Below are 12,178 nucleotides of genomic sequence, written 5' to 3' on the forward strand. Positions count from 1 at the left end.
GCGGCGCGACCAGGCTGGTGCCCATCGACGCGACGGTCCCGGCCCGGGACCCGCCGCCGTCACCGACCCGAAGGAGAACCCCATGAACCGCCTCGTGCTCGTCCCGACCGCCGCCCTCGCCGCCGGCCTCACCGCCGGCCTCGTGCTCGGCACCGCCCCCGCCCAGGCCAGCGGTAGCGACGGCCGCGTGCAGCGCACCGGCAGCTGCAGCGGCAGCACCGACTGGAAGATCAAGGCCAAGCCCGACGACGGCCGCGTGGAGGTCGAGGCCGAGATCGACAGCAACCGCACCGGCCAGCGCTGGACCTGGACCCTGCGCCACGACGGCGGCGCCTCGGCGAACGGCACGTCGGTGACCCGGGGCCCCAGCGGCTCGTTCTCCGTCGAGCGCCGCCTCGTCGACGGTCCCGGCAGCGACTCGTTCGTCTTCCGCGCCGTCAACCCGCGCTCGGGTGAGGTGTGCGTCGCCTCCGTGACGCTCTGAGTCCCGCACGGCGTCGGGCGGTCATACTTCCCGGCATGGGGGGACGGAGGACGGGCGGACGGGGGACGGGGCGCAGCGCCTGGTGGCGCAGCCCCGTCACCGTCTACCTGGTCCTCGCGGTGCTCGCCGTCGGCGCGACCCTGCTGATCAGCCAGTCCTTCGCCGCCCGCGCGGCCCGGGAGGAGGCGCTCAGCGACGCCCGCGCCACCACGCAGGTGCTCGCGCTCTCGGTGGCCGAGCCGGCCGTGCCGCGGGGACTGCAGGACGGCGCGATCAGCGCCGTCGACCGCTTCGACCGGGTCGCCCTCGAGCGGCTGCGGGTCGACGGCGTGCGACGGATCAAGCTGTGGCGCGAGGACGGCACGATCGTCTACTCCGACGATCCCCGCCAGATCGGCGAGCGGTACGACCTCGGTGCCGAGGAGCGGGAGATCCTGCGCGAGGGCGGCTCGGAGGCCGAGGTCAGCGACCTCACGCGACCGGAGAACCGCTATGAGCCCCGAGGGGAGGGGCTCGTCGAGGTCTACACCCGCATCCGCAGCCCCGAGGGCGAGCCGCTGCTGTTCGAGACCTACTTCGCGGCCGACGGCATCGACGCCCGGCAGGCCGAGGTGCTGGCCCCGTTCCGGCAGATCACCCTGGTCTCGCTCGGCCTGGTCGTCGCCGTGGCCACGGTCATGCTGGCCGCGATGCGGCGCCGGGAGGCCCGCGCCGCCGCCGAGCGCGAGCGGCTGCTGCGCAACGCCGTCACCGCCTCCGAGGCCGAGCGACGTCGGATCGCCCGCGACCTGCACGACGGCGTGGTGCAGGACCTCGCGGCGTCGGCGTTCGCCACCTCCACCCTGGCGCGCGACGAGCCCCCCGAACGGCGCGAGGCGCTGCTGGGCATCGCCGGGTCGCTGCGCACCAGCATGCGGTCCCTGCGCTCGCTGCTGGTGGAGATCCACCCGCCCGACCTCACCGCCGGCACGCTCGCCGCGCGCCTGCAGGACCTGCTGGCCCCCGCGGAGGCGGCCGGCGTCGTCGCGCGCGCGAGCGTGGACGACGTCGCCGGGGTGCCCGAGGCGTCGCTGGCCCTGGTGTGGCGGGTGGCGCAGGAGGCGGTGCGCAACGCGCTGCGCCACGCCGGCGCCACCGGCATCGCCGTGACCGTGCGGCGCGAGGACGGCGTGCTGCGCCTCGACGTCACCGACGACGGTGTCGGCTTCGACCCCGCCGCCACCGCTCCCGACGCGGGGAGCGGCGACCGACTCGGGTTGCGCGGACTGCGCAGCCTCGCCACCGACGGCGGCGGGCGGCGGCGGGTGCGCTCCACGCCCGGCGCCGGCACGACCGTCACCCTGGAGGTGCCCGCATGAGCGAGCAGACGTCCCCGACCCCCATCCGGGTGGTGCTGGCCGACGACCACGCCGTCCTGCGCGGTGCGCTGGCGGGCTACCTCGCCGGCGTCCCCGACCTCGAGGTGGTCGGCACCGCCGGCGACGGCGCCGTGGCGGTCGCGCTCGTGGAGCGCCTAGCGCCCGACGTCGTGCTGATGGACCTGCAGATGCCGGGCATGGACGGCGTCGCCGCCACCCGCGCGATCGTGGCCCGCGGCGGCACCGACGTCCTGATCCTCACCTCCTTCTCCGACGCCGACCGGATCGTGGCCGCCCTCGACGCCGGTGCGGTGGGCTACCTGCTCAAGGACGCCGAACCCGACGAGGTCGTGCAGGGCGTGCGCCAGGTGCGGCGCGGCGAGTCGCCGATCCACCCGCGCGCCGCCCGGCAGCTGCTCACCGCCCGCCCCGCCGCGACCGATCCCGCGGCCGCCCTCAGCCCGCGGGAACGGGAGGTGCTCGTGCTCGTGCGCCGCGGGCTGGTGAACAAGCAGATCGCCCGCGAGCTGGGCATCACCGAGCGCACCGTGAAGGCCCACCTCACCTCGGTGTTCGCCGGTATCGGGGTGCAGGACCGCACCCAGGCCGCGGTCTGGGCCGAGCGTCACGGGCTGGGAGACTGACCCGCCGTGGAGATCTGGATCAACCCCGCCTGCTCCAAGTGCCGCGCCGCCACCGCCGCGCTCGACGAGGCCGGGATCGCCTACACCGTGCGCCGCTACCTCGACGACCCTCCGACGCCGGCCGAGCTGGTCGCCGTCCTCGACCGGCTCGGCCTGGAGCCCTGGGACATCACGCGGACCGGCGAGCCCGACGCCGTCGCCGTCCGCGACCTGCCGCGCACCCCCGAGGCCCGGTCCGACTGGATCGCCGCCCTCGCCGCGCACCCCGTCCTCCTCCAACGGCCGATCCTCACCGCCGACGACGGCACCGCCGTCGTCGCCCGGGATCCGGAGACGGTGGCACGGGCGATCGGCTGAGGTCGTCGGACCGGGGCGCGCGCCGCGTTACGGTTCCGCCATGTCGACGGCTGAGAATCCGGTGCGCGCGGCCCTGGCCGCGTTCGTGGCCGAGCGTGACTGGGCTCGGTTCCACACCCCGGAGAACCTCGCGAAGAGCATCGCGATCGAAGCGGGGGAACTGCTGGAGTGCTTCCAGTGGAACGCCGACGCGGAGGCTGAACGGGTCTGCGACGAGCTGGCGGACGTGCTCACCTACGCCTACCTGCTCGCCGACCGGCTCGGGCGCACCCCCGAGGAGCTGGTGCTGACCAAACTCGAGCTCACCCGCGCCAAGTACCCGGTCGAGCGGGCTCGGGGACGGAGCGAGAAGCATGACCGGCTCCCCGAGTGACGGCTCCGGCCCCGTGCGCATCGAGTCGCTGCGTCTGACGGCCGAGGAGATCGCCTTCCGCGCACGGGCCGATCGCCGACTGATGAACTGGCCGGTCGTTTACACGCTGGAGGGCGGCCGTGAGGTGTACGTGGGCGAGTCGCGCCACGTCGCCACCCGGTTGCGACAGCACTTGGACTCCCGGGAGCGGGGCCACCTCGTCCGGGCGCGGGTCATCCTCGACGACACCTTCAACAAGTCCGCCTGCCTGGATCTGGAGTCGTACCTGATCCGGCTGCTCTCCGGTGACGGCGAGCGCATCGTGCTGAACCGCAACGACGGCGTCGTCGACTCCGACTACTTCGACCGGGCGCGCTACCAGGCGACCTTCGACCGGATCTTCGACGACCTGCTGCAGCAAGGCCTCTTCACGCGTCCGGTGCGGGACATCGAGAACAGCGACCTGTTCAAGCTGTCTCCGTTCAAGGCTCTCACCAACGACCAGGAAGCCGCGGTGGAGTCGATCCTCGAGGGCTTCTTCGAGGACCGGGCACAGCAGGTCCCCAGCCGGACGGTCGTCCAGGGTGAGCCCGGCACCGGCAAGACGGTCCTGGCCATCTACCTGCTCAAGCTGCTGATGGACATCCGGGACGCCGACCCCGAGGAACCCGTCGACGGTGACTCGCGGTTCGCCGACTTCTTCACCCCGGACCATCCCGAACGCGTGGCGGGACTCCGCGTGGGTTTCGTTGTCCCGCAGCAGTCACTGCGGGCGTCGGTGCGTCAGGTCTTCGCCAGGACCCCTGGCCTCTCGGCAGACATGGTGCTCTCGCCCTTCGACGTCGGCGCCAGCGAGCAGCGTTTCGGGCTGCTGGTGGTCGACGAGGCCCATCGTCTGTCGCAGCGCGCCAATCAGCCTTCCGGGGTGCTGAACCGCAAGTTCGCCGACATCAACCGTCGGCTCTTCGGCGAGGATGCGGCCGAGCTGACCCAACTCGACTGGATCCAGGACCGCAGCGACCACCAGATCCTGATGCTCGATCCGCTCCAGACCGTGCGCCCTGCTGATCTCCCGGCTCGCGTAGTGGTGCCGTTGGTGGCCGAGGCGCGCTCACAGGGCAGGCTCCACACCCTGCGCTCGCAGCTCCGGGTGGCGGCCGGCGACGACTACCTGGGATTCGTGCGGTCACTCCTCGGTGACGAACCAGTCGCCCCCCGTGCTTTCCCCGGCTACGACCTTCGACTGTTCGACGACCTGTCGGTGATGCGGGCCGAACTCGCCCGGAGAGAGGCCGAGTCCGGCCTCGCGCGGCTCGTTGCCGGCTACGCCTGGGCCTGGGCCAGCAAGAACGACCCGACCGCCGTGGACATCGAGCTCGACGGCGTCGGCCTGCAGTGGAACTCGACGGCCGTCGATTGGGTCCACTCGGCCCGTGCTGTCGACGAGGTGGGCTCCATCCACACCGTCCAGGGGTACGACCTCAACTACGCCGGGGTGATCATCGGCCGCGACCTGGCATGGGACGACAGTGCGCAGCGAGTCCGGTTCCAGCGCGAGCACTACTTCGACAAGAAGGGGCGGGAGAACAATCCGACGTTGGGCATCACCTACACCGACGAGGATCTGCTCGCCTACGTCCGCAACATCTACGCGGTGCTTCTGACGCGAGGAATCCTCGGGACCTATGTCTACGTCTGTGATCCCGGCTTGAGGCGCCGATTCGCCCACACCCTGGCGACGTAAGGGGACCTTCCACAGGGTCCGGCGGAGGCCTCGGAACTGTCGGTGGTCCCGTGTTGACTCATCACATGGAGATGGCCACCCCGGATGCGAGCGTTGCGGCGTTGACGCACGCTGCCCGCACCGCGCTGGGCGCGGCGGCGGGTGGGGAGGTGTGGCGTCTCGGGGCGGCCGAGAGCCTGACGGTGCTGCAGGAGTTGGCTGAGCTGGAGGCCGTCACGGCGGCGTTGAAGGCGCGGGTGCTGGTGCATGCCGAGGAGATCGGGGCGCACCAGGAGTCGGGAGCGGAGTCGGTGGCGGTGTGGCACGCCCGGACGACCCGGACGACGGTCGCGCAGGGGCGCGCGGCGATGCGGGAGGCGGTGGCGCTGGACGGCCGGCCTGACGTCGCGTCGGCGCTCGCGAGCGCCGCGATCAACCCCGCGCAGGCGAAGGTGATCGTGGACGCGGTCGCCGAGGTGCCAGAGGAGGACCGCGATCGGGCGTCGACGTATCTGCTGGAGAAGGCCGAGACACACCACGCAAAGGACCTGCGGGTCCTCGGGCGGCGGATCTGGGAGGTCCTCGACCCGGTGGCCGCGGACGCCCGGGAGTCCGCCGCGTTGGAGCGGCAGGAGGCCCGGGCCGCGCAGCGGGTCCGGTTCTCGATGGTCGAGCACGACGACGGCACGGTCGAGGGCTGGTTCCGCATCCCCGTGCTGCACGGCGCGATGCTGCGCAAGATGCTCACCGCGATCGGTGCCCCGAAGGCGAAGCGGGCGGCGGAGGGTGCCGGGTCCTACGACCCCACGCTGAGGACTCCGGCGCGGTGGGGCCAGGCGTTCTGCGACCTGCTCGAACGCATCGAGGACAAGGACCTCCCCGACCGGGCCGGCTGCGGCGCGACCGTCGTCGTCACGATGACCATCGAGAACCTCACCCAGCAACTGGAGCAGGCCGGGCTCCTGGACACCGGCGAGAAGATCAGCGCGACCGCCGCCCGCAGGCTCGCCGCGAAGGGCGGGATCATCCCGGCCGTCCTCGACGGCGCCGGCATGGTGCTGGACTGGGGCCGCACCCGGAGGTTCCACACCAGGGCGCAGCGGATGGCGATCGCCACCCTGCACCGCACGTGCGTCCACCCCGGCTGCGACGTCTCCGCGAGTCATTGCGAGATCGACCACGACCCACCCTGGGAATCAGGCGGAGGCACCGACCTCACCGGCCAACCACGATGTCCCCGCCACCACCGCGCACGACATCGGCCTCAGGACCGTGACGGCGAGGATCCGCTGTGCGCCTGAACCGCCACGATTCGTCCGGGACCGGACCGGGTAGGCCCGGTGAGCCTTACCCTCTCGCTCCCAGGAGTTCCCCGATGCGTCGCCTCCCCCTGCTGCTCGCCGTCCCGACGGTGGGCGTCGCCCTGCTGCTGTCCGGTTGCTCGGGCGAGGAGTCGCCCAGCCCCGGTGCGACCCCCGCCGAGGCGACGACCACGGAGACGACGACCACGGCGACGGACGCTCCCGCGGACGCCGCACTGTCCGTCGTCAGCTCGACGCTGCGCAGCACCGGCTGCCTGCGTTCCGTCACCGCGTCGGGTGATCCGGTGAGCGGGCGCTACCTCGACTTCGACACCTCGTGGCGCACCACGGCCCCGGTCGTGGTCAACGAGATCGAGCTCATCGATCCCGTCGGGGTGGAGCTGGGTGAGGGGCCGCAGATCGTGCCGAGTCGCACGCCGGACGCTCCGGTGATCGACTCCGGTCAGCTCCCGGCGGAGGGAGCCGACCTGGGGGCGCTGGCCGCTGCGCGCCGGCTCGACTTCGCGGCGGCGGTCCCGGCGCAGGGCGCCGAGCTCGCCGCCGACCGCTCCGGGGTGTTCCTGCTGCGCCTCGACTACGCCGTGCGCCGCCCCTTCTCCTACGGCGGGGTGCGGGTCACCTACACCCCGACGGACAGCGCCACGCCGGTCACGGTCGAGGCGCCCGCCGAGATCACCGGCCGGTTCACCCGCGGCTGCGCCCGCTGACCCAGTCCGCCACGACTGCGGCGAACTGCGCCGGGTGCGTCCGTGCGACGTGGTGGGCGACGCCGGGCAGGACCCGTGTGGTCGCGCCGAGCCCCGCTGCCGCGGCGGCTGCCGCGTGACGCACCGGGGGTGAGTCCCCGCCGACCGTCACCAGCACCGGGCCCACCGTGGCGGGCAGCGGGACGGGTTCGAAGCCGCGGAACATCGCCAGCTCGCGCGCGGTGACGACGTCGTCGGAGGCCGGTCCCGGCTCGCAGTCCCAGGCGGGACCGTAGAGCGCGGCGCCGAGCGCCACCGTGCCGCCGTCGGCGAACGCGGCCGCCACCGGCGCCAGCAGGTCGGGCACGAGGGACCCGACGGCGGGCTCGTGCAGCACCGCGCCCCGCAGGCGCAGCCCGGCGCCGGCCGCGGCGAGGCCGAGCGTGGCCCCGCCGCTCACGCCCACCAGCCAGGCGTCGCGCGCCTGGTCCTGCAGCCACGCCAGCTCGGTGGCGAGATCGCCGCTGCGGGGGCGTTCGGGGGTGGACACCTCGTGTCCGGCGGTGCGGAGCAGGGCCGCGACGTCGGTCCAGATCGCCGGGGTGGTGGCCGTGCCGTGCACCAGCACGATCGGCGCGGGGCCGGGGTCAGGGGAGGGTGGGCCGGCGGGAGGTGGGGGAGTCACAGCGGCGACCGTAACGCCCGGAGTGCGTCGGGACCCCAGGGTTCACGCGATCGCAACACGACGGCGTCGGCCCGCGAAACACGACGCATACATCGTTGTATACAGCCGACCCTCTCCCCTCCAGGCACCCTCCGTGTCGTCCTTGCCCCGACTCTCCCCAGGAGTCCGCCGTGACGCCCACGCCGCCGACGCCCGCTCCGCGGGCCCCGCAGCCCAAGCGCGCCGACGCCGCCCGCCTGCTGCGCGAGCGCGCCTACACGCAGCTGCGGCGCATGGTGATGCTGGGCGAGGTGCCCACCGGGCAGCGGCTCACCGAGGAGTCGATCGCCGACCTGCTCGAGGTCTCCCGCACCCCGGTGCGCGAGGCGTTCGTGCGCCTGCACGCCGACCGGCTGCTCGTGCGCCGCGACGGCGGGTACTACGTCGCCGAGATCGAGCTGCTCGACCTGCGCGACCTCTACGAGCTGCGCCTCGCCCTCGAGTTGCGCGGCATCACCCGCGCCCACGAGGACGGCATCGACCACGACCGCACGGCGCTGCGTCGTCTGCACGAGGTGTGGGAGGGCATCCGGCTCGACCCGCCCGCCGCCGACGGCTCGTTCATCGAGCTCGACGAGGAGTTCCACGTCGGACTCCTGAGCGCCTCCGGCAACCTCGCGATGGTCGAGATGCTCGAGACGGTCAACGCCCGGATCCGTCCCGTGCGCACCTACGACTTCCTCACCGAGGACCGCATCATCTCCAGCATCGAGGAGCACCTCGGGATCCTCGAGGCCCTGCTGGACGGCGAGATCGACCTGGCCGCCCACCGTCTGCGCGACCACATCGGCGCCTCCCTCGACGTCGTCGAGCAGCGCGCCGCCGACGCCATCCGCCAACGCGCGCTGCGCAGCCGCCGCTCCCGAGAGGCCGACCGATGACCGAGCACTCCACCGACCTGTCCGTGTCCGCCCCGACCACCGCCCCCACCCCGGAGGAGGACCCCACCCAGGCCGGCGAGACCGGCGCCGCGACCGGTCGGCACCGCCGTGCCGAACCGCTGCTCGACGTGCTCGGCCTGAGCAAGCGGTTCGGCGAGGTGCAGGCCAACGACGACGTGCGGCTCTCGGTGCTGCCGGGCGAGGTGCACGCCCTCGTGGGCGAGAACGGCGCCGGCAAGTCGACGCTGCTGAAGATGATCTACGGCGTCTACGCCCCCGACGCCGGCCAGCTCATGGTCGACGGGCGCGAGGCCGTGATCGACAGCCCCGCCGACGCCCGGCGTCACGGCATCGGGATGGTGTTCCAGGACCTGCGGCTGGTGCCGGCCCTCACCGTCGCCGAGAACGTCGCCCTCGCCCTGCCCGAGGGCCCCACCCTGAAGCTGCGGTCGCTCGCCGCCCGCATCGAGCGCGCCAGCACCGAGTTCGGGCTGGCGGTGAACCCCCGCGCGCGGGTCGGCACCCTCTCGATCGGCGAGCGGCAGCGGGTGGAGATCCTCAAGGTGCTCATGACCGGCGCCCGGCTGGTGATCCTCGACGAGCCCACCAGCGTGCTGGCGCCCCAGGAGGTGGAGTCGCTGTTCGCGGTGGTCTCCCACCTGCGCAGCCAGGGCTTCGGCGTGGTGATCGTGACCCACAAGCTCGACGAGGTCCGCGCCATCGCCGACCGCGCCACCGTGCTGCGCGGCGGCCGGACCGTGCTCTCCGACGTCGTGCCGGGCGACTTCACCGACGCCGAGCTGATCGAGGCGATGGTCGGGCGCAGCGTCGCCGACCTCACCCGCCCCGCGCCCCCGCCCCGCGACGACGACGCCGTGCCCGCCCTGCGCCTGGCCGGGGTCAGCTGCCTGGGCGACCGCGGCCACCAGGCGCTCACCGACATCGACCTCGTGGTGCGCCCCGGCGAGCTCGTGGGCATCGCGGGCGTGGCCGGCAGCGGGCAGCGCGAGCTGTGCGAGGTGGCCCTGGGCCTGCGGCGCCCGCTGCGCGGCACCGTGCACATCTGCGGCGACCAGGTGCGCGGCCCCGCTGGCGCCCTGGCAGCAGGGGCGGTGAGCATCCCCGAGGACCCGGTGGCCGACGCCGTCGTCACCCGGCTCGACGTCACCCAGCACATGGTGCTCGACGGGCGACCCTTCCCGAAGCGGCGCCTGGGCATCGACTGGCGCGGCGTGCGGCGCCGCACCACCGAGCGCGACGCGGCCCTGGGCCTGCGGCTCGCGCCGCAGCACCGCACGGTGAGCGAGCTCTCCGGCGGCAACATCCAGCGCGTCGTCCTCACCCGCGAGCTCGGCCTGGAGTCCACCCTCGTGGTGGCCGCCTACCCCAGCCGCGGCCTCGACATCGCCAACGTGCGGCGCACCCAGGAGCTGCTGCTGGCCCGTCGCGACGCCGGCGCGGGGGTGCTGATGGTCAGTGAGGACCTCGACGAGCTGATGAGCATCGCCGACCGCATCGTCGTGATGCACGACGGGCACCTCGCCGGCGAGGTCGCGCTCGCCGACTTCGACCGCCACGCCATCGGCCGGCTCATGATCGGAGGTGCGGCATGACCGCGACCCTGACCCCGCCCGACGCCGGCGCCCCCGGCGCCCCGGAGCCCGCGCCGCGGCGTCTCGCGCTGCGTCTGCCCACCTGGCAGGTCGCCCTGCGCTGGACCCTCGCCCTGGCCGGTGCGTTCGCGGCCTTCAGCCTCGTGCTGGCCATCAAGGGCGCCGACCCGCTGGCCACCTACCAGGGCATGTGGGAGTCCACCTTCCAGCGGCGCCGGTCGCTGGAGGAGATCGTCATCCAGATGACGCCGCTGATCCTCGGCGCGCTCGCGGTGGCGGTGCCCGCGCGGGCCGGCCTCACCAACGTCGGCGGCGAGGGCCAGATCATCATGGGCGGCGTCGCGGCCTGCGGCACCTTCCTGCTGCTCGGCGACCGCCTCGGCCCCGGCCTCGTGCTGCTGCTCATGCTGGTGGCCGCGGGCGCGGCGGGAGCGCTGTGGGCCGGTCTCGCCGCCCTGATGCGACTGCTGGCCGGGGTGAACGAGGCGATCAGCACCCTGTTGCTCAACTTCGTGGCCCTCGACGTGCTGCTCTTCCTCATCTACCAGCCCTGGCGGGAGAACCCGGTCGGCCAGCCCACCACCGAGGAGCTCGCCGACGCCGTGAAGCTGCCGGTCGTCAGCGGCACCCGCATCAACACCGGCATCGTCATCGCGCTGGTGGCCGTGGTGGTGGTCGGCTACCTGATGAGCCGCACCCGCTGGGGCTTCCGGATCTCGGTGGCCGGCGGCAACGGCGAGGCGGCCCGCCGGGCCGGCCTGAAGGTGTGGCTGCTCGTGCTCTCCGCGCTCATGGTGGGCGGCGCGCTGGCCGGCCTCGCCGGGATGATCCAGTTCGCGGGGGTCGAGTACAAGCTGCGGCCCGGCTTCGGTGCCCAGCTCGGCTACACCGCCTTCCTCGCCTGCTGGCTGGCCCGGCACCGCCCCGGCCCGATCGTCGTCGCGGCGTTCGTGTTCGCCTCCCTCTCGGTGGCGGCCGACTCCCTCCAGCTCGACGCCGGCCTGCCGGCGGCGTCGGTCAACGTCCTCACCGCCCTGATCCTGGTGGCCGTCCTCGGCTTCACCGCGAGCAAGAAGAAGGTGTCCGCATGAGCCTGGTCGTCGACGTGCTGGCCGGCGGCGTCGCCGGCGGCACCTCCATCATGTACGCCGCCCTCGGCGAGACCGTGAGCGAGCGTTCGGGCGTCATCAACCTCGGGGTCGAGGGCGCCATGCTCGTCGGTGCCCTCACCGCTTACGCCGTGGGCGTGGAGTCGGGCAGCCCCTGGACCGGCGCGCTCGCGGGCGCCGTGGCCGGCGGTGCGATGGGGCTGCTGCACGCGCTGCTCGTGGTCTACCGCTCCGCCTCGCAGATGGCGGTCGGGCTCAGCCTGCTCTTCCTCGCCCTCGGCCTCACCTCGTTGTTCGGCGCCTCCTACGTCGGGCAGGCCGTCGTCGGCTTCGACACCTGGGAGGTGCCCGGCCTCTCCGACATCCCGGTGGTGGGCGAGGTGCTGTTCCGCCACGACCCGCTGCTCTACCTCAGCTACGTGCTCGTGCCGCTCACCTGGGCGGTGCTGTTCCGCACCCGCCTCGGGCTGCTCGTGCGCACCGCCGGCGAGCGGGCCGACTCCCTGGTCGTGCACGGCTACGACGTGCGGCTGGTGCGCACCGGCGCCGTCGTCGCCGGCGGCGTGCTGGCCGGTCTGGGCGGGGCCCACCTCTCCACGGCCTACGCCAACGCCTGGTTCGAGAACATGGTCTCGGGGCGTGGTTTCATCGCCGTCGCCCTGGTGATCTTCGCGGTCTGGAGCCCCTGGCGCGTGCTCGGCGGGGCCTACCTCTTCGGCTGCGCGATCGCCCTCGGCCCGGCCCTGCAGGCCCGCGGCTACGGCATCAACCAGTTCCTGCTCGACGCGGTGCCCTTCGTGCTCACCCTCGTCGTGCTCACGATCCTCGGCCGCCGGACACTGTCGTCCGCCCCGGCCGAGCTCAAGCGGGTGTTCGAGAACGCACCCAGTCCCGGGTGATCGGGCCGCTCCGGTCCCGCACTCCG

At 73.4% G+C, this 12,178-nt stretch carries 13 protein-coding genes; 12 read left to right on the forward strand and 1 reads right to left on the reverse strand.

The features are described 5' to 3' along the window. Positions 1–82 precede the first annotated feature (82 nt). From ACERUJ_RS01550 to ACERUJ_RS01585, 8 genes are all read left to right on the forward strand, one after another. Positions 83–484, forward strand: a complete 402-nt coding sequence (locus ACERUJ_RS01550; protein WP_370246673.1) for a hypothetical protein — start codon at positions 83–85, stop codon at positions 482–484. A gap of 35 nt (positions 485–519) precedes the next feature. Beyond that, a complete protein-coding gene (locus ACERUJ_RS01555) occupies positions 520–1,842 on the forward strand; it encodes a sensor histidine kinase (protein WP_370246674.1) in 1,323 nt (440 codons plus the stop codon). After that, entirely contained in the window at positions 1,839–2,486 is a 648-nt protein-coding gene (locus tag ACERUJ_RS01560; RefSeq protein ID WP_370246675.1) for a response regulator, read from the forward strand. The genes ACERUJ_RS01555 and ACERUJ_RS01560 overlap by 4 nt, the downstream gene beginning before the upstream one ends. Before the next feature lie 6 nt (positions 2,487–2,492). Continuing rightward, entirely contained in the window at positions 2,493–2,843 is a 351-nt protein-coding gene (locus ACERUJ_RS01565; RefSeq protein ID WP_370246676.1) for an ArsC/Spx/MgsR family protein, read from the forward strand. Positions 2,844–2,883: 40 nt separating this feature from the next. Further along, the gene (locus ACERUJ_RS01570) at positions 2,884–3,216 is read left to right on the forward strand and encodes a nucleotide pyrophosphohydrolase (protein WP_370246677.1); all 333 of its coding nucleotides are present in this window, start codon (positions 2,884–2,886) and stop codon (positions 3,214–3,216) included. Continuing rightward, positions 3,197–4,939, forward strand: a complete 1,743-nt coding sequence (locus tag ACERUJ_RS01575; RefSeq protein WP_370246678.1) for a DNA/RNA helicase domain-containing protein — start codon at positions 3,197–3,199, stop codon at positions 4,937–4,939. Before ACERUJ_RS01570 ends, ACERUJ_RS01575 begins: the two co-directional genes overlap by 20 nt. Before the next feature lie 101 nt (positions 4,940–5,040). Next, positions 5,041–6,219, forward strand: a complete 1,179-nt coding sequence (locus tag ACERUJ_RS01580; protein ID WP_370246679.1) for a DUF222 domain-containing protein — start codon at positions 5,041–5,043, stop codon at positions 6,217–6,219. Positions 6,220–6,293: 74 nt separating this feature from the next. After that, positions 6,294–6,947, forward strand: a complete 654-nt coding sequence (locus ACERUJ_RS01585; RefSeq protein WP_370246680.1) for a hypothetical protein — start codon at positions 6,294–6,296, stop codon at positions 6,945–6,947. On the opposite strand, the gene ACERUJ_RS01590 is transcribed toward ACERUJ_RS01585, so the two are convergent. Beyond that, positions 6,925–7,611, reverse strand: coding sequence for an alpha/beta fold hydrolase (locus ACERUJ_RS01590; protein ID WP_370246681.1), 687 nt, complete (start codon positions 7,609–7,611; stop codon positions 6,925–6,927). The genes ACERUJ_RS01585 and ACERUJ_RS01590 overlap by 23 nt on opposite strands. A 170-nt stretch (positions 7,612–7,781) precedes the next feature. On the opposite strand from ACERUJ_RS01590, the gene ACERUJ_RS01595 reads away from it, so the two are divergent. The 4 genes from ACERUJ_RS01595 to ACERUJ_RS01610 are packed head-to-tail and all read left to right on the forward strand — an operon-like array spanning position 7,782 to position 12,152. Next, complete coding sequence (locus tag ACERUJ_RS01595) at positions 7,782–8,531, forward strand: GntR family transcriptional regulator (RefSeq protein ID WP_370246682.1); 750 nt, start codon at positions 7,782–7,784, stop codon at positions 8,529–8,531. Next, complete coding sequence (locus ACERUJ_RS01600; protein WP_370246683.1) at positions 8,528–10,144, forward strand: ABC transporter ATP-binding protein; 1,617 nt, start codon at positions 8,528–8,530, stop codon at positions 10,142–10,144. Before ACERUJ_RS01595 ends, ACERUJ_RS01600 begins: the two co-directional genes overlap by 4 nt. Next, complete coding sequence (locus ACERUJ_RS01605) at positions 10,141–11,235, forward strand: ABC transporter permease (RefSeq protein ID WP_370246684.1); 1,095 nt, start codon at positions 10,141–10,143, stop codon at positions 11,233–11,235. The genes ACERUJ_RS01600 and ACERUJ_RS01605 overlap by 4 nt, the downstream gene beginning before the upstream one ends. Continuing rightward, a complete protein-coding gene (locus tag ACERUJ_RS01610; RefSeq protein WP_370246685.1) occupies positions 11,232–12,152 on the forward strand; it encodes an ABC transporter permease in 921 nt (306 codons plus the stop codon). Before ACERUJ_RS01605 ends, ACERUJ_RS01610 begins: the two co-directional genes overlap by 4 nt. Positions 12,153–12,178 lie beyond the last annotated feature (26 nt).

This window comes from Nocardioides sp. (assembly GCF_964228225.1).
In the GTDB taxonomy this organism is placed as follows: Bacteria; Actinomycetota; Actinomycetes; order Propionibacteriales; family Nocardioidaceae; genus Nocardioides.